This window comes from Variovorax ureilyticus (assembly GCF_037889935.1).
GTDB lineage: Bacteria > Pseudomonadota > Gammaproteobacteria > Burkholderiales > Burkholderiaceae_C > Variovorax > Variovorax ureilyticus.
The window spans coordinates 42,550-63,554 of sequence record NZ_JBBKZU010000006.1 but is presented as its reverse complement, the minus strand read 5'-3'; the positions used below and the strand labels follow the sequence as shown (position 1 = coordinate 63,554).

Sequence of the window (21,005 nt, the reverse complement as noted above, 5' to 3'; positions counted from 1 at the left end):
CACTTTCTCGTTCCCATGGACCAACCCACGCTCGATTTCCAGAGCCCCGACGAAGACGGCGCGCTGACGCTGGCCGACTATGCGCAGACCGCGTATCTCGAATACGCGCTGAGCGTCGTCAAGGGCCGCGCCTTGCCCGATGTGAGCGACGGCCAGAAGCCGGTGCAGCGACGCATCCTCTACTCGATGTCTCGCATGGGCCTGGGCTTCGGCGGTGCCAATGGCACCGTCGGCGCCAAGCCGGTGAAGAGCGCACGCGTCGTCGGTGACGTGCTCGGCCGCTTCCATCCGCACGGCGACCAGGCCGCCTACGACGCGCTGGTGCGCATGGCGCAGGATTTCTCGCAGCGCTATCCGCTGGTCGACGGCCAGGGCAACTTCGGCAGCCGCGACGGCGACGGCGCCGCGGCGATGCGCTACACCGAGGCGCGCCTGTCGCGCATCACCAGCCTCTTGCTCGACGAGATCGACGAAGGCACGGTCGACTTCATCCCCAACTACGACGGCTCGACCGACGAGCCTCGCCTGCTGCCGGCGCGGCTGCCATTCGTGCTGCTCAACGGCGCGAGCGGCATCGCGGTTGGTCTCGCGACCGAGATCCCGAGCCACAACCTTCGCGAAGTCGCCGACGCCTGTGTGGCGCTGATCAAGTCCAACTGCAAGCTGAGCGACGAAGAGTTGTTCTCGCTCGTGCCCGGGCCGGACTACCCGGGCGGCGCGCAGATCATCAGCAGCGCGGCCGAGATCGGCGAGGCCTATCGCACCGGTCGCGGCTCCCTCAAGGTGCGTGCGCGCTGGAAGATCGAGGAACTCGCGCGCGGCCAGTGGCAGGTGGTGGTCAACGAACTGCCGCCGGGCGTGAGTTCGCAGAAGGTGCTCGAAGAGATCGAGGAGCTCACCAATCCGAAGGTGCGCGCCGGCAAGAAGGCGCTGACCGCCGAGCAGACGCAGCTCAAGGCAGCGGTGCTCGCGGTGCTCGATGGCGTGCGCGACGAATCGAGCAAGGACGCACCGGTGCGGCTCGTGTTCGAGCCCAAGACCTCGAAGATCAGCCAGGAGGAATTCATCGGCACGCTGCTGTCGCAGACCTCGCTGGAGACCTCGTCGTCGATCAACCTCACGATGGTCGGCATCGACGGCAAGCCCACGCAGAAGTCGCTGCGGCAGATGCTCACAGAGTGGATCGCCTTTCGCGAAGTCACCGTCGAGAAGCGCTCGCGGCATCGCCTGGGCAAGGTGCAGGACCGCATCCACATCCTCGAAGGCCGGCAGATCGTCCTGCTGAGCATCGACGAGGTGATCGCGATCATCCGCGCCTCCGACGAACCGAAGGCGGCGCTGATCGCGCGCTTCAACCTGAGCGACCGGCAAGCCGAGGACATCCTCGAAATCCGCCTGCGGCAGTTGGCGCGCCTCGAAGCGATCAAGATCGAGCAGGAACTCAAGAGCCTGCGCGAAGAGCAGAAGAAGCTCGAAGACATCCTCGCGAGCCCGGCCGCGCTGCGCCGCCTGCTGGTCAAGGAAATCGAGGGCGACGCCAAGAACTTCGAAGACCCGCGCCGCACGCTCATCCAGGCCGAGAAGCGCGCCGTGGCCGAAGTGCGCGTGGTCGACGAACCGGTGACGGTGATCGTCTCGCAGAAGGGCTGGGTCCGCACGCAGAAGGGCTGGGCCAGCGAACGCGCGGCGGGGTCCGCGCCGCCGGAATACAGCTTCAAGTCCGGCGATGCGCTGTATGGCGCCTTCGAGTGCCGCTCGGTCGATACGCTGCTGGTCTTCGGCACCGCCAAGGACAAGGGCGTGCGCGTGTACAGCGTCCCGGTGGCGTCGCTGCCGGGCGGCCGCGGCGACGGGCAGCCGGTGACCACGTTGATCGACCTCGAAAGCGGCACCCATGTGGCGCACTACTTCGCCGGTCCGCTGGGCGCGAACCTGCTGCTGTCGAGCAGCGGCGGCTACGGCTTCATCGCGGCGGTCGAGAACATGATCTCGCGCCAGAAGGGCGGCAAGGCCTTCGTCGACGTGGGCGAGGGCGAGCAGCTCTGCCAGCCCTCGCTGGTCGGCGGCGCGGGCGGCGCCGAGCCGTTGCCGGCCGCCACGCACGTGTGCTGCGCCTCGACGGGTGGACGCATCCTGACTTTCGACATCGCCGAACTCAAGGCGCTGCCGAAGGGCGGCCGCGGGCTGACGCTGATCGACCTCGAAGCCAAGGACACGCTCGCCGGTGCGGCTGCGTACACGCGCAGCGTGAAGATCGAAGGCATCGGTCGTGGCGCCAAGGAGCGCGAGGAAACGCTGGAGATCCGTTCGCTCAACAACGCCCGCGCGGCGCGTGCGCGCAAGGGCAAGGCGGCCGATCTCGGCTTCAAGCCGGCGAGCGTCACGCGCGTGCAGTAACGCCCACGACCGGAGACACGCGCATGGAAATCGGCATCCTCGGTCTCGTCATCGCGATCGTGAGCGGCATCGCGAGCTTCGCGATCGGCCGCTGGCTGTCCAGGCGGCGGCGCGAGAAAAGCGCACACAAGGCACGCGCGGCGGAACATGCGTCGCAGAGCCGCCAGGTGCGGCGCGCGCGCGAACGTCAGCAGCAGCGGCGGCGCTGAGCCGCTTCAGTCGGTGAAGGAGCGCACCTGCAGCGGCAGGGCAGGCGACTCCCAGCGGTAGTCGGCGGCCAGCACGTTGCGCCCCGGCTGCCGGCCCTTCCATTGAAGGTGCAGCAGATCGGCCAGCGTCCAGCCGACCCAGTCGGCACGGAACGGGCGTTGCGCGATCTCGGCCGCCATCGGCAGCGGCTGATCGCTGCGCCACACCACCGCTGGAATGCGGTAACCCGACTCGGTCGTCGGGCTGTGGCCTGCGCGGTCGGTGCCGTGGCCGACTTCCTGCCCGTGGTCGGACAGGTACATCCATGCCCGGTAGGCATCGCCGCGGCCGATGCTGCGGGTGAGCTGTAGCGTCTCCGACACCACGAAGTCGTGGTACAGCAAAGCCGCGTCGTACTCCTGCCGGAAGCGCCGCACCCATGCGGAGCGGCCTTCCTCGATGAGCCCGGCTTCCACCGCATCGACCTGATCGTCGAAGGGGTTGTGGCCCTCGGGAAAGCGCAGGCTGTAGTGCGGATGCGCGCCCAGCAGGTGCACCACGATGAACTTGCGCTCGGCCGGATCCTCCAGCGCTTCCTGCACGCAGTCGAGCAGTTCGCCGTCGAGTGATGCGCTGGCGCGGCCGGGCGTGCGGTTGACGAAGTCGACCACGTCGGCGAGCCGCGCGTGCTGCTGCTCGATCGCGATGTCGTCGTGGTTGCTCATCCACCAGACCTTGTAGCCCGCAGCGCGCGCCAGTGCGAGCAGATGCTGCGGGTTGCTGCTTCCGGGCTGGCCGAAACCGAACATGTTGCGCAGCGCGGGCAGCGTGCTCGCGTCGGCCGACCATGCATTGCGCAGCACGAGCATCCGGTCGCCATGCAGTTTCCGATGGGCGACGAGGCGCGGGGTGGTCGCGCGGCGATAGCCGTACAGCGCCATGTTGTCGCGGTTGATGCTGTCGGTGACGACGAGGACCACCGTGGATGGGCCTTCGCGTGCGATCGTCGGCGCGGCAGCCCGTGCGTGCGCCAGCGCCTCGTTGCGACTGCGCGCTTCATCGGCCCAGCCGGCGCGCAGGGTCTGGATCGATTGCGCCCAGTTCGCCCAGAACGCGATCGGATGCAGCCGCCGCCACGGCTTGCTCGCGTAAGCCGCAGTGCAGACCAGCAACGTCAGCGCCAGCAGGCCTATGGCGCCGCGCGGTGGCCGTTGCGGTTCGCATCGACCCTGCCGCGCAAGCTGCCAAACGCATGCGCCGGCAGTGAGAAGTGCGGCACACCACAGCACCGCCGTGCGCCAGTGCATCGACAGGTATTCGCTCGCCTCCCGCGCATTGGAGTTGGCCGCGGCGCCGAGCACCAGTGCGCCGTCGGGCGCGGCCTGGTAGGCGTCCAGCAGGTAGGCGCGCGCGGCGCCATCGAGCGCGAAGGCCATCACCCACAGCCACACGACGATGCGGCGAAGCCAGCGCATGGCGCCGCCGCGTACCGGCCACGCGAGCCACGCAAGAAGCGGCAGCAGCAGCACCAGGAGTTGTGCCACCCGCCGCCCGTCGTGCCCGAGCACGATGAACAGGCCCGCGATCCCCGTCAATGCGGCGACGGCTTTCCAAGGCTTTTCGGTCGGTCGGATCGGCATGGGCTTCCGTGCGGGCATGGACGATGCCGGATTCTGAAGGCCCGTCGCTGCACGCCGCAGCCCATTCAGGGCTGGCGCGAAGGGCTATCGGAGCCCGGCCCACCAGCGCGCATTGGTGCGCGGCTGGCCGACCGTGAGCACCTCGCCGATCAACGGCGTGGCAAGCGCGATCTTCTTGCGCTCGGCGAGATCCGCGATGCGGTCCAGCGGGTCGTGCCAGGTATGAAAGGCGAGATCGAACGTGCTGTTGTGAACGGAGAACAGCACCTTCGCGCCCAGGTCCTCGAAGGCCTGCACACTTTGCTCGGGCGTCATGTGGACGGCGGGCCAGTAGGCGTCGTACGCGCCGTTCTCGATCATCGCGAGATCGATGCCGCCGAAGCGTTCGCCGATCTGCGCGAAGCCCTTGAAGTAGCCCGAATCCCCGCTGTAGAAGATGCGCTGGCTGCCGCTGTCGATCACCCAGGAGGCCCACAGCGTGCTGTCGCGGTCGTTGAGCGTGCGGCCCGAGAAATGCTGCGCTGGCGCGGCGGCGAGGCGCACGCCGTCGTGCTCGCCGGTCTGCCACCAGTCGAACTCGGCGATGCGGTCGGCCGGCACGCCCAGTTCGATCAGGCGCGCTTTCACGCCCAGCGGCACGAAGTAGCGATGCACGCGCTGTGCGAGGTATTCGATCGTCGCGGTGTCGAGATGGTCGTAGTGATCGTGCGAGAGGATCAGGCCTTCGATCGGCGGCAACTGAGCCAGCGCGATCGGCGGTGGGTGGAAGCGCTTCGGCCCGACCCATTGAAAGGGCGAGGCGCGTTCGCTGAAGACCGGGTCGATCAGCCAGTACTTGCCGTGCAGCTTGAGCAGGTGCGACGAATGCCCGAGCCGGACCACATGGTTCGCCTGCGGATCCAGCGCGTCGAGCTGCTGCACGGTGAGCGGCCGCACCGGGATCGGGTCGATCGGCACCGTGTCCTTCTTGGTGGCGAAGAGAAAGCGCGTCCAGATGTTCCACGCACCTTCGGAGGGCCGCGCATCCGGGTTGGGCGGATTGCGGAATCCGCATCCGTTGAACTGCGGCGATGCGGCGTAGGGCGACTCGCAAGTGCCGTTGCTGTTGCTCGCGCAACTTGCGATCAGGCCGCAGACGGCCAGCACCAGCGCAAGGCGAAATACGCGATGCGGTGGCCGGAGGCAGTGTTCAGTAGGTTCCATGGGCATCGTGCGGGCGCGAGCTTACCCAATCGCCCGTCCGAAGCCATAGACCTTTCGCTCCATTGCTGCGCCGCGCAAGGCGTGAAATATTGCGTCGCAGAACGACGAGGAGCGGCATGGACGACACCATCCAGCAGCTGGTAGGCGAGCGCCGCCGCGCGCTCCACGGCGTCGACGATGGTCATCGCCCCTGGGGGCTCGCACTCTCCGGCGGCGGAATCCGCAGCGCCACCTTCTGCCTCGGCCTGCTCAAGGCACTGGCCGAGCATCGGCAACTGCTCAAGTTCGACCTGGTCTCGACCGTCTCGGGCGGGGGCTACATCGGCGCGACGATCGGCCGCCTGTGCACCGACGCCAAGTCGGCCGACGACGTGCGCGAGATCGAGCGGGCGCTGGGGGACGTGGACCGCGCGCGCTTCGGCTGGTGGCTGCGCGCCAACGGCCGCTATCTCATCCCGGGTGGCCTGCGCGACACGCTGTTCGCAGCGGCGCTCTACCTGCGCAATCTCCTGGGCACGCACATCGAGCTCGCGATCGCGGCGAGCCTCATCGGCATGGTGCTCGCGGCGACCAACCTGCTGCTGTGGGATGCGGTGTTCCGCGCGGTGGACCTCAACAGCGTGCCGCCCGACTCGGTCAGCAGCGTCACCGACCTCGACGCCACGCAGTACGTGCGGCTGCTCGTCGAGTGGGCGACGCAATGGCCCACCCTGTGGTTCACGCTGGTCGGGCCCTTCATTGCTTCGGTCGTCCTCGCATGTGCGTACTGGTCGGTGCGCGACAAGCCGTCAAACGCTTCGATGCTGCTGCAGATCGGGATGTGGCTCGCGCTCGGCATCGGTGCGAGCCTGATCGGCGGGCCGCTGGTCAAGCGCTACAGCGGGCCGGTGTGGATCACGCCGGCGTTCGTCGGCTTCTCGATGTGCTGGGTGGTCGCGCTGGTCTGGGTGCTGTTCAAGAGCCACCGGAAGGCGCCAGCCGCGATGCGCAACGAGCTCACCGACCGGCTGGCCTCGGTCATCAACACGGCGTTGCTGATCTTGATGCTGGGCCTGCTCGACCGCAGCGCCTGGTGGCTCGCGGCTGAAGACTCGCAGCAGCGCGTGTCCTACGGTGCGGTGCTGCTCGTGGTCGCCGCCGCGCTGCGTGGCGTGCTGCCGATGCTGCTGTCGCACCGGCAGGAGATTCCGGGTGTCGGCAAGTCGTTGATGCTCACGATCGCGAGCCTGCTCGGGCTGGTGCTCGCGTTCTGCCTGGCGGCATGGTGGATCGGCGTGGTCTACAGCGTGGCGCTGCTGCCGGTGTTCACGCCCGCCGGGCTCGACTTCACCCGCGGCTGGGCGTGGCTCGGCACCATCGCTGTGATCATCGGCAGCTACGCGATCGTGACGGGGCGCAACTTCTCGTTCCTCAACGTGTCGTCGCTGCACATGTTCTACAAGGCACGCATCGTGCGCGGCTACCTCGGTGCGGCGAATGCGCGGCGGCTCGGTGCGAGTCCGGTGGACCAGGTCTCCGGGCTGGAGCCGCCGCAGGTGCCGGTCGGCGAGGTGGACCCGCACGACGACATCTCGCAGTTGCGCTACGCGCCGCACGTGCACGGCGGCCCGGTGCACCTGGCCAACATCTGCATCAACCAGACGCACAGCACCAAGGACAAGCTCTTCAACCGCGACCGCAAGAGCCAGCCGCTCACCGTCGGGCCGCTCGGCTGGATGCAGGCCGGCGGCGCGCACTGGACCCAGGCGCATGGCGACGGTGCGCTCACGCTCGGTGCATGGACGGCGATCTCGGGCGCGGCCTTCGCGCCCGGCCTCGGGCGCTTGACGAAGCGCGGGCTCGCGACGCTCTCGGTGTTCGCCGGATTGCGGCTCGGCTACTGGTGGAACAGTGCCGAGGCCGGCATCGGCCAGCGCGGGGCGGTGTTGCATTCGAGTCCGCTGCTGATGAAGACGCGCTTCCTGCTTCTCGAATGCTTCGGCGCGTTTCCGGGCAGCAGTTCCGCCAACTGGTACCTGAGCGACGGCGGGCATTTCGAGAACACCGCCGCATATGCGCTGCTGCGGCAGGAGGCGGCGCTGATCTTGATCGCCGATTGCGGCGCCGATCCCGACTACCGCTTCTGCGATCTCGAGATCCTGATTCGTCGCGCGCGCATCGACCTCAATGCCGAGATCACCTTCATGAAGCCGCGGCCGGGCGCGGACTGGAAGCACCTCGAAGCCTTCGGCTCGCTCAACGACCTCGCCTCGCCCAGCAGCCAGGCGTGCCTTGCGCTTGCGCAGGTGCGCTATGCGAGCGGCGCCACCGGGCAGATCGTGCTGGTGAAGCCGAACGTCTCCGCCTCGCTGCCGGTGGACCTGGTGAACTTCAAGGCGGCCAATCCGCTGTTCCCGCAACAGCCGACCACGGACCAGTTCTTCGACGAAGCCCAGTGGGAGAGCTACTTCCGCCTCGGCTCGGAAATCGGCAACCGCCTGGAAGACGAGATGCTTTCGCACGTCGCGACGGGCGCCGTCGGCCTTTTCGTGCCCGACGACGGGCAGCCGGATTCGACGCCGCACACGGTCAAGGGCGGCGACAAGGACAGCGCGACCGCCGCGGCGGTGGGCTCGATGAGCCGCCTGCAGGCACGCGTGCTGAAGGCGGGCGCGGTGACTGCGTCCATCGGCATCGGCACCGCCGCGACCTTCGGCGTGGCCGCCTGGCAGGGCATCGACAGCTGGCGCGCGCAGCGGGCGGATCAGGAGCGTTCGGAGAACGGCGCCTTCAAGGACCTGACCGAACGCTGGGCCCACCTGCACAGCGGCAATGGCAGCGGCGATGCGCCCGCGCTGCTGGCCGCGGAACTGCTTCGCACGGGCGACCTGCTGTGCCGCGAGGGCAGCGACAACTTCATGGCGAGGTTCCGCCTGTCGGTACGCATCGTGGACGACGCCAAGCAGGCGTGTGGCAACGAGGTGCCGGGGCAGCGCTCGCCTGCATGCCTGCGCCTGCTCGATCCGGGCAACGGCATCGATTGCCTGCAGCCGGCGCAGGCGCCGCCGTGCGCGCCGCGCTACTGGGCGCGCGACTACTCCGGCCAGACCGGCTCGAAGCAGAACTGCAGCGGCACCTTGCCCGAGCCCTGGCCGGTGGCCGTGTGGGTGCGCGATGTGCTGACGGGTCGCGGCGGCGAGGAAACCCGGGTGGCGACGGCGCCGCCGCCACCCCCGCCGCCTGTGGCGTTTCCGGGTGCCGCCACGCCGCCGGCCTACGCGCCCGCGCCCTGGTCGCCTGACGGCAGCGTCTCGCCGGCGGGACCGCCCGCGCCCGCGATGCCTCCGCCCGATGTCTGCGGGGGCGCGGTGGTCTACATCCAGACCTACGGGACCGCATTGCGCGACAAGGCGCGCAACTGGCGCGGGCCCTGGCGTGCGCTGGGCGCATCGGTGCCGCCGATCGAAGATGTACTGAGCACCTCGCGCCGCGCGGGCCGCGCGCCGCCGGTCGGCCATCCCGACCCGACGGTGGTCATCCGCGAAGAGTCGTCCCGCGCCTGCGCACAGGCGCTCATCCAGACGGCGAGTTCGCCCACTGGTCAGCCGTGGGTCATCAAGCTGCTGCCACGATCCATCAAGGCCGAGCCGGGTGCGATCGAAGTCTGGTTGCCGCGGACCAAGGACGCGGCGGGGAACTGAGGCGCTGCAGGGCCACCTGCCATGGTGATGACAGCGCGTCGGCCGAGGCGTCTAATCGTTCTGAGCCAGGAGGACGGCCATGGACACATCACCGATTGCAGGCTTTGTGGCCGCTTGCGCACTGATCGCCGCTTGCGATTCGCAACCCGCGGTGACCTTCGTCGCGAACGGGACCGAGTTCAGCGTGCTCAGCCTGACCGACGAGCAGGACAACTGCGATGCGCCGGGCCGGCTCGGTTACCTGACATGGTGGGATGGCGTCACGCTGCGCGGCTGCTGGGTGCGCCAGGGCGGACAGATCCGCATGCGGTTTGCGGACCGAGACGACCTTCGCATCCCGGTCGGCGACTTCCGCCGGACCGAGATCGCGGACTACCGCAACCGAACGCTGGATTGAGCGCCCCCGTCAGTCCCCGCCCGGCCGCCACACCCGCGCGAGCACGCCGAGCTTGGTGCGGAAGGTCGCGCGCTCGTCGGACAGCACGTCGATGAAGTCCGACAGCCGCTTCGACTTGATCATGGTGTAGAAGGTGAGCCAGGTCGTGAGCACGAAGACGATGCCGAACCATGCCAGCTTTTCCGAGAGCGGTGCATCGGCTTCGGCCAGCAGGTTCATGCCGAGGAAACCGGTGGTGATGGTGCCGATCAGCCCGAAGAGCGTCACGACAGTGAGCCGCACCACGGTGTTCGCCTGGCGCCGGAGGCTGTCGGCGTCGAGGTAGGTGTTCATGTCGGCGATGCGCTCCTTGACCTCCTCGTAGAGCGGATCGAGCCCGAGATGGGTGGTGCACAAGTGCGAGAGCGCGCGCACCTGCGCCTGCTCCGAGATCTCGTGGAACCAGTAGCGGTGCGTGAAGCGCAGGAAGCCCTCGAAGCTCGCGCGTATCGCGCGCTTGAAGTTCTTGACGCTCGCGACGTCGTGAATGTCCAGCCGGCGCAGCGCTTCCACCAGCCGGTCCGAATACATCAGCAGCGCGGCCTTCTGGAAGTGCGCGATCAGGAACAACAGGAAGTGCTGGTGGCGGAACTGCGCCAGCACGCCGCGGTCGCGGCAGCAGAAGAATTCCGAATCGGCCTGTCCCACCACGATGAGTGCGCGGCCGTTGCACAGGTAGCGCGTGTTCGGTGCGGCGCCGGTGTTGGTCCAGAAGCGGTCGTAGCAGTAGCGCTGCTCGAAGTCGATCATGAGGTCTTCGCCGAAGGGCAGGGGACTGCCGCCCGACACCGCAGGCTCGGCCGCGCCGGAAACGAGCGCGAGGCGCAAGAAATCCGCACGCGAAAGCCGTCGTGGATCGTCGAGCGAGAGATAGGCCATCACCGGCATGCGGTAGTACTCGATCTGCCGGTAGCGCAGTTCGCCGGGCTCGTCGGAGTGATCGAGCACCAGCGGACGCATGAGCCACGCCCAATGCGCCGCGATGCGCGGCGCGCGATGCTCGGCCACGTGCGAAAGAAAGGTCTCGCGCTGCTGTGCATCGGAGGCCGCGAGCACCTGGCCGTCGGCGCCGAGCCACTCGACACTGTGCATGCAATGCAGCGCCGCGCCGTTCGCATCCCAGCCGCCGGGATAGGCGCGGCCGAAGCGGTAGAGGATCTCCTGCGCCGTGGGCAGGTCCAGCATGTCGGCGCCGACTTCGACATTGAGCATCACCACGTCGACGTCGAAGAAGAAGTAGAGGTCGACATGCACCACCTGCAACGTGACGGGCGCATCGCCCGCATGGGCCCTCACGCGCACCGCGGCCACGTCGCTGCGGCGGAAGACGCGCATCGGCGAATCGCCTTCGGGATGGGCCGCGCGGCCCTTGCGGCCGTCGCCGTAGAGAAAGCGCTGCACGTAGGGCAGGAAGCTCACGAACTCGTTGTAGTGGCGCTCGTGAAAGCGGTCGCTGCTGCCGGTGTATTCGTCGATCTCCTCGCGCCAGGGCGATGCATCGCCCATGTCGCGCAGCACCTGCCAAGGGCCTCGCCGCGAGGGCTGGGGTCCGCGTGTCGTCATCAGACGCACAGGCCACAGCAGGTTCTGGCGCAGGTGGTGCACGGTGGGCGTGCTCTCCGTGCCTGCTTGCTGTGTTCTTGCCTCTGTTGTTGTGTTGACCAGCATCGCGTCAGTGTAGGCATCCATGTGTCTTAGGGGAATCCCTATGACATGGCTGAAACCGGTTTCACATATACTGGCCCGGCCCGCGATGAAGTGCGTTCGTCGCGCGATGCACCCACTGCGAACACGCACCCCAGCCCTGATTTTTCGTGAACTACCAATTCCAGTTCGACGCTGTTTTCGCCGCCTGGCCGCTGCTGCTGAAGGGCACCTGGATCACGATCCAGCTCTCGCTCGTGGCCACCGCGCTGGGTCTCGTGGTCGCGATCTTCTGCGCCTGGGGCAAGGTCTCGGGGCCGAAGTGGCTGCGCTTCGTCGTCAACGCGTACATCGAGGTCATCCGCAACACGCCGTTCCTGGTGCAGCTCTTCTTCTTTTTCTTCGCGCTGCCCGCGGTGGGGCTGCGCTGGTCGCCGTACACCGCGGCGCTCACGGCGATGGTGGTGAACCTCGGCGCCTATGCGGCGGAGATCGTGCGGGCGGGCATCGAGTCCATCCCCAAGGGGCAGATCGAGGCGGGCAGGGCGCTCAACCTCAAGGGCTGGGAGATATTCCGCTTCGTCATCATCAAGCCCGCGCTCAAGGCGATCTACCCGGCGCTCACGAGCCAGTTCATCCTGCTGATGCTGAGTTCGGCGGTGGTGTCGGTGATCTCGGCGGACGACCTCACCTCCGTCGCGGCCAACCTGCAGTCGCAGACCTTCCGCAGCTTCGAGATCTACATCGTGGTGGCCTGCATCTACCTGGCGCTGGCGCTGTCGTTCTCGGCGCTGTTCAAGCTGATCTACCAGCGCACCCTCAACTACCCCGACCGGAGATGAAGTTCACCCCCAGCCTCGCCCACTTCGTGTGGCTCTGCACCCCCTCTCCGGGGGCAATCCCTGCGGCCCGGCAGAGCCGGTTCCGCGGGATTCCTGGGCTTGGGCCCTGCCGGTTTCATGCGTCGCGCGAGACGCGATGTGTCGTGGAGCGCTGACATGCGTACCTTCGGATTTCCAGAATTCCTGTTCATCCTCGAAGCGGCCAAATGGACGCTGGCGCTGTCGGCGATCGCCTTCATCGGCGGCGCGATCCTCGGGCTCGTCATCGCGCTGGCGCGCACGTCCGAGAACAAGACGGCGCGCGTGCTGTCCACCGGCTTCATCCAGATCTTCCAGGGCACGCCGCTCCTGCTGCAGCTCTTCCTGATCTTCTTCGGCGCACCGGTGCTCGGCCTCGACATCAATCCGTGGATCGCGGCGGGCGTGGCGCTCATTCTCAACAGCGCGGCCTTCCTCGCCGAGATCTGGCGCGGCTGCATCGAGGCGATTCCGCGCGGCCAGTGGGAGGCGGCGCATGCGCTCAACCTGGGCTACACCGCGCTCATGCGCGACGTGGTGCTGCCGCAGGCTTTCAAGATCGCGCTGCCGCCGACGGTGGGCTACGTCGTGCAGATCATCAAGGGCACTTCGCTGGCGGCCATCATCGGTTTCACGGAGGTCACGCGCGCCGGACAGATCATCAACAACGCGACCTTCCAGCCGCTGCAGGTGTTCACCACGGTGGCCGCGATCTACTTCGTCATCTGCTGGCCGCTGTCGCTGCTGGCGGCGCGCATGGAGCGACAGCGCGCCCGTGCCCTTGCCCGTTGAAGCACTCTTTCTTTCCATCCAATCAAGGAGACCTGACATGACCCGTTCCATCACCCGCCGCGCTGCCATCGCAGCCCTGGGCCTGGGCGCCGCACTCACCGTGTTCGCACCGCTCGCTTCCGCGCAGACCGTCGCGGACATCAAGAAGAAGGGCGAGATCACCATCGGCATGCTGGTCGACTTCCCGCCCTACGGCACGACCAACGCGCAGAACCAGCCTGACGGCTACGACGCCGACGTGGCCAAGCTGCTCGCGAAGGACTGGGGCGTGAAGGCCAACATCGTCCCCGTGACCGGCCCGAACCGCATCCCCTTCCTTCTCACCAACAAGGTCGACCTGCTCGTGGCTTCGCTCGCGATCACGCCCGAGCGCGCGAAGCAGGTGCAGTTCTCGCAGCCGTACGCGGCCGCGACCATCGTGCTCTACGGCAAGAAGGCGCTGCCGATCAAGAGTGCCGCCGACCTGAAGACCGTGCGCGTGGGCGTGGCCCGTGCCAGCACGCAGGACGTGGCCGTGACCAAGGCCGCGCCGGAAGGCACCGAGATCCGCCGCTTCGACGACGACGCTTCCGCCATGCAGGCGCTGATGTCGGGCCAGGTCGATGCGATCGGCGCATCCACCACCGTCGCCGCGCAGATCGCCAAGCGCGTGCCCGCCGACACCTTCGAAAACAAGTTCACGCTGGTGCAGCAGAACATGGGCATGGCGATGCGTCCGGGCCAGGACGATCTGCTGAAGAACGTGAACGAGTTCGTGCAGAAGAACACTGCCAACGGTGAACTGAACAAGCTCTACAACAAGTGGCTGCAGACCGATCTGCCGAAGATGCAGTAAGCGGTTGGAACAACACAGGGAACATCCATGACCGACGCAGTCACGACCCACGCGGGCACGGACACCATCATCCGGCTCGAGGCGGTGAACAAGTGGTACGGCACTTTCCAGGTGCTGACCGACATCGACCTTTCGGTGCGCACCGGCGAACGCATCGTGATCTGCGGCCCCTCGGGCTCGGGCAAGTCGACGCTGATCCGCTGCATCAACCGTCTGGAGACGGTGCAGAAGGGCCGCATCGTGGTCGACGGCATCGAGCTCACGGCAGGCGGCAAGAACGTCGATGCGGTGCGCGCCGAGGTGGGCATGGTGTTCCAGCAGTTCAACCTGTTCCCGCACCTCACCATCCTGCAGAACTGCACGCTGGCGCCGATGCGCTCGCGCGGCATGAGCAAGGCGCAGGCGGAGGAGGTCGCGATGAAGTACCTCACCCGCGTGCGCATCCCCGACCAGGCGCACAAGTACCCGAGCCAGCTTTCGGGCGGCCAGCAGCAGCGCGTGGCGATCGCGCGTGCGCTGTGCATGTCGCCGAAGATCATGCTGTTCGACGAGCCGACGTCGGCGCTCGACCCGGAGATGGTCAAGGAAGTGCTCGACACCATGATCGGCCTCGCGGAAGACGGCATGACCATGCTGTGCGTGACGCACGAGATGGGCTTCGCACGCAGCGTGGCGGATCGCGTGATCTTCATGGCCGACGGCAAGATCATCGAGCAGGGCGCGCCGACGGAGTTCTTCGGCAACCCGAAGCACGAGAAGACGCGCCAGTTCCTCGGCCAGATCCTGACGTCGCACCACTGATGGCCACGCCGGTCCTGATTTCTCTTTCATCCTTCGGCGCCGCCGAGGTCGGACGCCATGGGCAGCTCTGGTGCGCGCAGCTTGCCAAGGCCGCCGGCGCCGACAGCGTCGAAGTGCGCGGCGAGTTGTTGCGCGACCCTGCCGCCGAATTGCCGGCGCTGGCCGGCCTCGCCACCGTCTATTCGAGCCCCGAAGGACTCTTCGCGCAGGGTGGCCTGTTCGACGAAGCCGCCCTCGGCCGCGGCATGGCTGCTGCACGGACGCTCGGCGCTGCACGCCTGAAGATGGCCATCGGCGACTTCGGCCCGTCGTCGCACGGTTCCTTGGCCGGTCTGAAGGCCCACCTGGGCGAGGGCGCGATCGAACTCGTCATCGAGAACGACCAGACTGTTTCCGCCGGTACGCTGCCCGCATTGCAGGCGTTCTTCAATGCGGCCGACGGCATCGGTCTCGATCTCGGCATGACCTTCGACATGGGCAACTGGCACTGGCTCGGCGAATGCCCGCTGCAGGCCGCAGAGGCGCTGGGCCGGCGGGTGCGCTACGTGCATTGCAAGGGCGTGCAGCGGCTGCCCGCGAAATGGGTCGCGGTGCCGCTCGCGGATTCGATCGCTCCGTGGCGATCGGTGCTGCGCGCACTGCCGGCCGATGTGCCGCACGCCATCGAGTACCCGCTCGTCGGCGACGATCTGCTCGCCGTCACGCGCGACCAGATCGCGCACATCCGATCACTGCGAACCACGACATGACCTCATCCGCCTTTGATGTCGCGCTGTTCGGCGAGGCCATGCTGCTGCTGGTCGCCGACCAACCCGGCCCGATCGAAAACGCCACCGTCTTCCACAAGCGCACCGCCGGTGCGGAAACCAACGTCGCCATCGGCCTGACGCGCCTCGGCCTGAAGGTCGGCTGGGCAAGCCGCCTGGGCACCGATTCGATGGGCCGTGCGCTGCTCGCGGCGATGAAGGGCGAGGGCATCGACTGCTCGCACGTCGTCTGCGACCCGACGCATCGCACCGGCCTTCAGTTCAAGGGCCGCGTGACGGATGGAAGCGATCCGCCCGTCGAGTCCCACCGCAAGGGTTCCGCCGCGAGCTTCATGGGCCCGGCCGACGTCGACGAAGACTGGTTGCGCTCGGCGCGCCATTTGCACGCCACCGGCGTGTTCGCCGCCATCTCGGAGACGACTCTGCCGGCCGCGATCAAGTCGATGGACGTGATGCGCGCGGCCGGCCGAACCATCTCGTTCGACCCCAACCTGCGCCCGGCGCTGTGGTCGTCGACCGAGTCGATGCGGCACTGGATCAACGACCTCGCCGCGCGCGCCGACTGGGTGCTGCCCGGGATCGAGGAAGGCCTCATCCTCACCGGCCATGACACGCCCGAAGCCATCGCGCGTTTCTACCGCGAGCGCGGCGCGAAGCTGGTGGTGGTCAAGCTCGGTGCCAAAGGGGCCTACTACGACAGCGATGTCTCGGGCACCGGCACCGTCCCGGGCTTTCCGGTCAAGGAAGTGGTCGACACGGTGGGCGCCGGCGACGGCTTCGCCGCCGGCGTGGTCAGTGCATTGCTCGAAGGCAAGTCGGTGCAGGATGCCGTGCGCCGCGGCGCATGGATCGGCGCGCGTGCCGTGCAGGTGCTCGGCGACACCGAGGGCCTGCCGACGCGCGCGCAACTGGAGGAGGCCCGCCTGTGACGCGCAAGAACATCCTCGTCTTCCGCGAACTGCCCGACGACCAGCTCGCACGGCTCCAGGCCGCGCATGAAGTCACCGTCGCCAACCCGCGCATCGATGCGCAGCGCGCGTCCTTCGATGCCGCACTGCCGCTCGCGCACGGGCTGATCGGCTCCAGCTTTCCGATCGACGACGCGCTGCTCGCGCGTGCGCCGCTACTGGAGGTGGTGTCGAGCGTCTCCGTCGGCGTGGACAACTACGCACTCGCCGCGCTGCATGCGCGCGACATCCTGCTGTGCCACACGCCGGGCGTGCTGGACGAGACCGTGGCCGACACGGTCTTCGCACTGCTGATGGCGACCAGCCGCCGCGTGGTCGAGCTGTCGAATCTCGTGCGCGAAGGCCGTTGGACGAAGAACATCGGCGAAGACCTGTTCGGCTTCGATGTGCACGGCAAGACGCTGGGCCTCCTGGGCTTCGGCCGCATCGGGCAGGCGATCGCGCGACGTGCATCGCTCGGCTTCGGCATGCCGGTGCTCTATCACACGCGGCGGCCGGTGGATCTCGCCGCGCAGGCGCCCGAGTTGCAGGGTCGCGCCTTGTTCACGGCGCGTGACGAGCTTCTCGCACGTGCCGATTTCGTGGTCGCGATGCTGCCGCTGTCGGACAGCACGCGCGACATGATCGACGCGAGCGTGTTCGATGCGATGAAGTCCGGCGCGATCTTCATCAATGGCGGACGTGGCGCCACGGTGCGCGAAGACGCCTTGCTCGCGGCACTCGAAAGCGGGCGCCTGCGCGCCGCCGGGCTAGACGTGTTCGCCACCGAACCGCTGCCCGATGAATCGCCGCTGCGAACGCATCCGCGCGTGACGCCACTGCCGCACATCGGGTCCGCCACGCACGAGACGCGCCATGCGATGGCCGAACTCGCGACGACGAACCTGCTGCGCGCACTCGCGGGCGAGCGTCCCTTGGCGGTCTACGACACGGCTTCGGCTTGAACGCGGGAACGCCCATGCAACGCCCGGCCCGCGCGACCATCGCCGACGTTGCCAAGGCGGCGGGCGTGTCCAAGGCCACCGTCTCGCGCTTCCTCAACCACCGCGAGCGGCTGCTGAGCCCGGACATCGCGGCGCGCGTCGAGGCCGCCATCGCCCAGCTCGACTACACGCCGAGCCCCATGGCGCAGGCCCTGAGCCACGGCCGCTCGCGCCTCATCGGCCTCATCGTGGCCGACATCACCAATCCCTATTCGGTGGCGGTGTTGCGCGGCGCGGAGAAGGCCTGCCAGGACGCCGGCTACCTCGTGATGCTTTTCAACCTCGGCAACGACATCGACCGCGAGCGCGAAGCGATCGATGCGCTCGCGGGCTACCAGGTCGACGGCTTCATCCTGAACACGCTGGGCCGCGGCGTGGGCCTGGCGGATGCCGCGGCGCTGCACGGCAAGCCGGCGGTGCTGGTGGACCGGCGCCATGCGGGCATGCACACCGATTTCGTCTCCCTCGACAACGCGGCGGCCATGAAGGCGGCTTGCGGCCATCTGGTCGACGGCGGCTTTCGCGAGCTGCTCTACATCACGGAGCCGCTCAAGGGCGTGAGTTCGCGGCGCGAGCGGGCGACCGCTTTTGGCGCGTGCATGGCGGCGCACGAACCGCGGGTGGTGGGGAAGGTATTCGAGTGCACTGGCGATGACAGCGAGGGCCTCGACGCCGCGCTGCGCGCGCTGCACAAGCGGGCCAAGCGCGGCCGCCGCCCGGCGGTGCTCGCCGGCAACGCGGTCGTGACGCTGCGCGTGGCGAGCGCGATGGCGCGGCTCGGCCTGCATTTCGGCAGCGATATCGGCTTCATCGGCTTCGACGATCCCGATTGGGCGCCGCTGATCGGCCCTGGCCTGAGCGCGATCGCGCAACCCACCGATGCGATCGGGCGAACGGCGGCCACGTGCCTGATCGAGCGGCTCCAGGGTCTCGAAGGACCGCCGCGGCAGTTGCTGCTGCCGGGCGAGTTGATCGTTCGGGGGTCGTCAGGCCTGGCCTGATCTGTCCGCGGCGTCTTCCACCAACGCCAGCACCCGCAACGGGCTCCCCGACCCCTCCTGGATCTTCAGCGGCGCCGACACGATGAGCGCGCCGGTCGGCGGGAGCTGATCGAGATTCTTCAGGCACTGCAGCCCATAGCGGTTCGCGCCGTGCATCAGCGTGTGGCACGGGTATGCCAGCGGCCAGGCGTAGGACTGGCCGGCGTCGGTGTTGATCGTCTCGACGCCGAAGCCATGCACCTTGCGTTCGTGGATCAGCCACTCGACCGCCGCCTGCGTCGGCCCGGGCGTATGCGCACCGTCTTCCTGCATGTTGACGAACGCGACCGGATCGGCCAGGCGTTTGGACCAGTCGGTACGCAGCAATACCCACGCGCCTTCGGGGATGCGCCCGTGTGTGGCTTCCCAGGCCTGGAGGAACTCGACCGTCAGCAGCCAGTCGGCGTTGTGCGCGACTTCGGCGCTCGCATCGATCACCACGGCCGGTGCGATGAAGTTGTCGGGTGCGATCGTGTCGACCGTGTTGCGCGGATGGTCCTTGCCGGTGACCCAGTGGGCGGGCGCGTCGAAGTGCGTGCCGGTGTGTTCGCCGCAGGAGAAGTTGTTCCAGTACCAGCCCGGGCCTGCTTCGTCGTACTGGGAGATGCGTTCCATCTTGAACGCCGACACCTGGCCGAACTGCGGCGGCAGCTGCAGCGCGGGGAAGTCCTCGCTCAGGGTGTGGGTGAGGTCGATGGTGCGAACGGTGCGGTTGCGCATCGCGTGCGCGAGCTGGGTCAGGAGGCTCATCGGTGGAATCCAGTCAGAAAGGAACGGACAACGAAAGTGGAATGGCTCATTGGAGTACCTTGGCGCAGCAGCGCTTCGGTGTTCGCCTTCGGAGCGGCCGGGCGGCTCATGCGGCGCGCCGCGCGGTCACTTCGATCTCGACCTTGGCGCCCTCCACGGCGAGCGGGCTGCACACGGTGGTGTTTGCGGGGCGATGCGTGCCGAGGCGTTGCCGCAGCACCTGGCTCACCGCGATCACGTCGTCGCGGTCTGGCACGTAGACGCGCACCCGCACCACGTCAGCGAGACTGGCCCGGGCCTGCGCCAGTGCGCTCTCGATGGTGTCAAGCGCGAGTTCGCTTTGCTGCTCGGCGGTGTCGGGGAATGCGCCGGTCTTGAAGTCCTGGCCGATCGTGCCCGAGACGAAGACCCATTCGCCGTCGACGACCGCGCGCGAGTAGCCCGCGAGTTCCTCCCAGCGCGATCCGCTCTGGATGAATTGCCGCGCCATGCTCATATGGCAACCTCCATGCTTCGCATTGCGGTGCGAGCGCCTTCGGGCGGCCGGGTGGCGCTCATTGGGCCTTGAACCCCGAGTCGCGGATGACCTTGCCCCAGGTCGCGTTCGCATCGATGACCCACTGCTCGACCTCCTTGCCCGAAGCCGGCGTCACCTCGTTGCCCATCTTGGCGAGGCGCTCCTGCAGGTCCGGCTGCGCGAGCACCGTCTTCAGCGCGCGCTCGAAGGGCTCGATGAAATCCGCCGGCACGCCCTTCGGGCCGAAGAACGCGAGCCAGGGGTTCTTGTCGATGCCCTGGAGGCCCAGCTCGCGGAAGGTCGGGATGTCCGGCGCGGTCTTGCTGCGCTCTTCGCCGGAGCTCGCGAGGATGCGCACCTTGCCTGCGCGGTGGTACTCGATCAGTTCGGTCATCGAGGCGATGCCGATCGGGATCTGGCCCGCGAGCAGGTCCTGAACCATCGGCGCGCCGCCCTTGTACGGCACCGAGTTAATCGGCACGCCGAAGGACTTGCCGATGACATGCCCGATGAACTGCGGCACGCTGCCCGGAGCCGGTACGCCGTAGTTGGCTTCGGACGGATGCGCCTTCAGCCAAGCGCCGAGTTCAGCCATCGACTGCACGCCGGTGGCCGCGCTCACTGCGAGCACGTTGTAGTAGCCGGCAACGCCGGCGATCGGCGTGAAGTCCTTGACCGCGTCGTAGCCTGCGGCCGCGACGGTCAGCGGAATGATCACCTGCGTGTGGTCGATCGACAGCATGATCGTCGAGCCGTCTGCGGGCGCTGCCTTGAGCAGCTGCGCCGCGATCTGGCCGCCTGCGCCGGACTTGTTGTCGATGACGAAGACCTGCCCGTTCATCGCCTTGCCGAGCTTGTCGATGATCGCGCGCGCCACCACGTCGGTCGCGCCGCCCGGCGGGAAGCCCACCAGCACGCGGATCGGACCGCTGTAGGCCTTGGCGGCGGCGCCCAGCGGCAACGAGAGCGCAGGTGCGATCAATGATGCGGCGAAGGCCTGGCTGAACTGGCGTCGATTCATGCGGAAAGTCCTCGTGGTCATGGTGGGTGATGGTGGCGGGTCAGTCGGTGGCGGTACGGGCGAGCTGCGACTGGATCAGCAGCACCTCGACTTCGTGGCATCGCACGAGGCGCAGCCAGCGGTCGTCGTTCATGTCGGGCGTGCGCGATGCATGCAGGCTGATGCGGCAGCGGTCATCGCCTTCGCCGAATGCGGAGCCGGGTTCGACCGTCGCATGGATGCGCGGGCTCAGCATTTCGGGCGAGCCGCCCACGTGGTAGGTCACAGTCATGCGCGCGGCATCGGCGATGGGGCGGACCCAGCCGGGCTGGCCGTCGAAAAGCGAATGACCCTGCACCACGCCATTGCCGACGTCGCGCGTCTGCCAGCAGCCGAGTGCCCAATCGCCGAGCCGCACGCCATCGGCGAGAAAGGCGAGGGCACGCGCGGCCGGAACGCGGCAGAGCGCCGATGCGCAATGCATTTCAGGGGAGGTCGTCATG

General features: G+C 67.9%; 19 protein-coding genes. 12 read left to right on the top strand and 7 right to left on the bottom strand.

Annotated elements, in window-relative coordinates; all coding sequences use genetic code 11:
• The first annotated feature begins 15 nt into the window (after positions 1–15).
• Positions 16–2,397 carry a DNA topoisomerase IV subunit A gene (parC, locus tag WKW77_RS14875; protein WP_340357632.1) on the top strand — a complete coding sequence of 794 codons (2,382 nt, stop codon included), beginning with the start codon at positions 16–18 and terminating at the stop codon, positions 2,395–2,397.
• A 23-nt stretch (positions 2,398–2,420) separates the two neighbouring features.
• On the top strand, positions 2,421–2,606 hold the full coding sequence (locus WKW77_RS14870; protein WP_340357631.1) for a hypothetical protein: 186 nt from the start codon (positions 2,421–2,423) through the stop codon (positions 2,604–2,606).
• 6 nt (positions 2,607–2,612) lie between these two features.
• Here the strand turns inward: WKW77_RS14870 and WKW77_RS14865 are convergent, their stop codons facing one another.
• The gene (locus WKW77_RS14865) at positions 2,613–4,244 is read right to left on the bottom strand and encodes a phosphoethanolamine transferase (protein ID WP_340357630.1); all 1,632 of its coding nucleotides are present in this window, start codon (positions 4,242–4,244) and stop codon (positions 2,613–2,615) included.
• A gap of 66 nt (positions 4,245–4,310) precedes the next feature.
• Positions 4,311–5,429 (bottom strand): MBL fold metallo-hydrolase, encoded by a 1,119-nt coding sequence (locus tag WKW77_RS14860; RefSeq protein ID WP_340357629.1) that lies wholly within the window; start codon positions 5,427–5,429, stop codon positions 4,311–4,313.
• A gap of 116 nt (positions 5,430–5,545) precedes the next feature.
• Here WKW77_RS14860 and WKW77_RS14855 point away from each other — a divergent pair, with 116 nt between their 5' ends.
• Together WKW77_RS14855 and WKW77_RS14850 are read left to right on the top strand one after the other, a co-directional pair.
• Positions 5,546–9,109: a patatin-like phospholipase family protein gene (locus WKW77_RS14855; protein ID WP_340357628.1), complete on the top strand. Its 3,564-nt coding sequence runs from the start codon at positions 5,546–5,548 to the stop codon at positions 9,107–9,109.
• Positions 9,110–9,188: 79 nt separating this feature from the next.
• Positions 9,189–9,506, top strand: a complete 318-nt coding sequence (locus WKW77_RS14850; RefSeq protein WP_340357627.1) for a hypothetical protein — start codon at positions 9,189–9,191, stop codon at positions 9,504–9,506.
• A 9-nt stretch (positions 9,507–9,515) separates the two neighbouring features.
• On the opposite strand, the gene WKW77_RS14845 is transcribed toward WKW77_RS14850, so the two are convergent.
• Positions 9,516–11,213, bottom strand: a complete 1,698-nt coding sequence (locus WKW77_RS14845) for a magnesium transporter CorA family protein (RefSeq protein WP_422823205.1) — start codon at positions 11,211–11,213, stop codon at positions 9,516–9,518.
• Positions 11,214–11,359: 146 nt separating this feature from the next.
• On the opposite strand from WKW77_RS14845, the gene WKW77_RS14840 reads away from it, so the two are divergent.
• From WKW77_RS14840 to WKW77_RS14805, 8 genes are all read left to right on the top strand, one after another.
• The gene (locus tag WKW77_RS14840; protein ID WP_340357625.1) at positions 11,360–12,031 is read left to right on the top strand and encodes an amino acid ABC transporter permease; all 672 of its coding nucleotides are present in this window, start codon (positions 11,360–11,362) and stop codon (positions 12,029–12,031) included.
• 156 nt (positions 12,032–12,187) lie between these two features.
• Positions 12,188–12,841 carry an amino acid ABC transporter permease gene (locus WKW77_RS14835; protein WP_340357624.1) on the top strand — a complete coding sequence of 218 codons (654 nt, stop codon included), beginning with the start codon at positions 12,188–12,190 and terminating at the stop codon, positions 12,839–12,841.
• 37 nt (positions 12,842–12,878) lie between these two features.
• Positions 12,879–13,676 (top strand): transporter substrate-binding domain-containing protein, encoded by a 798-nt coding sequence (locus WKW77_RS14830; protein WP_340357623.1) that lies wholly within the window; start codon positions 12,879–12,881, stop codon positions 13,674–13,676.
• Between the two features lie 27 nt (positions 13,677–13,703).
• Complete coding sequence (locus WKW77_RS14825) at positions 13,704–14,477, top strand: amino acid ABC transporter ATP-binding protein (RefSeq protein WP_340357622.1); 774 nt, start codon at positions 13,704–13,706, stop codon at positions 14,475–14,477.
• Complete coding sequence (locus WKW77_RS14820; RefSeq protein ID WP_340357621.1) at positions 14,477–15,226, top strand: sugar phosphate isomerase/epimerase family protein; 750 nt, start codon at positions 14,477–14,479, stop codon at positions 15,224–15,226. The genes WKW77_RS14825 and WKW77_RS14820 overlap by 1 nt, the downstream gene beginning before the upstream one ends.
• Positions 15,223–16,173, top strand: coding sequence for a sugar kinase (locus WKW77_RS14815; RefSeq protein WP_340357620.1), 951 nt, complete (start codon positions 15,223–15,225; stop codon positions 16,171–16,173). The genes WKW77_RS14820 and WKW77_RS14815 overlap by 4 nt, the downstream gene beginning before the upstream one ends.
• Positions 16,170–17,156, top strand: coding sequence for a 2-hydroxyacid dehydrogenase (locus WKW77_RS14810; RefSeq protein WP_340357619.1), 987 nt, complete (start codon positions 16,170–16,172; stop codon positions 17,154–17,156). The genes WKW77_RS14815 and WKW77_RS14810 overlap by 4 nt, the downstream gene beginning before the upstream one ends.
• A gap of 14 nt (positions 17,157–17,170) precedes the next feature.
• Positions 17,171–18,196: a LacI family DNA-binding transcriptional regulator gene (locus WKW77_RS14805; protein ID WP_340357618.1), complete on the top strand. Its 1,026-nt coding sequence runs from the start codon at positions 17,171–17,173 to the stop codon at positions 18,194–18,196.
• On the opposite strand, the gene WKW77_RS14800 is transcribed toward WKW77_RS14805, so the two are convergent.
• The 4 genes from WKW77_RS14800 to WKW77_RS14785 all read right to left on the bottom strand — a co-directional run bounded on the left by WKW77_RS14800 (position 18,182) and on the right by WKW77_RS14785 (position 21,004).
• Positions 18,182–18,985, bottom strand: coding sequence for a cyclase family protein (locus WKW77_RS14800; RefSeq protein ID WP_340357617.1), 804 nt, complete (start codon positions 18,983–18,985; stop codon positions 18,182–18,184). The two genes, WKW77_RS14805 and WKW77_RS14800, sit on opposite strands and share 15 nt — an antisense overlap.
• A 106-nt stretch (positions 18,986–19,091) precedes the next feature.
• The gene (locus tag WKW77_RS14795; protein WP_340357616.1) at positions 19,092–19,481 is read right to left on the bottom strand and encodes a RidA family protein; all 390 of its coding nucleotides are present in this window, start codon (positions 19,479–19,481) and stop codon (positions 19,092–19,094) included.
• A gap of 58 nt (positions 19,482–19,539) precedes the next feature.
• A complete protein-coding gene (locus WKW77_RS14790; protein WP_340357615.1) occupies positions 19,540–20,523 on the bottom strand; it encodes a Bug family tripartite tricarboxylate transporter substrate binding protein in 984 nt (327 codons plus the stop codon).
• Between the two features lie 40 nt (positions 20,524–20,563).
• Entirely contained in the window at positions 20,564–21,004 is a 441-nt protein-coding gene (locus WKW77_RS14785) for a hypothetical protein (RefSeq protein WP_340357614.1), read from the bottom strand.
• Between the last annotated feature and the right edge of the window lies 1 nt (position 21,005).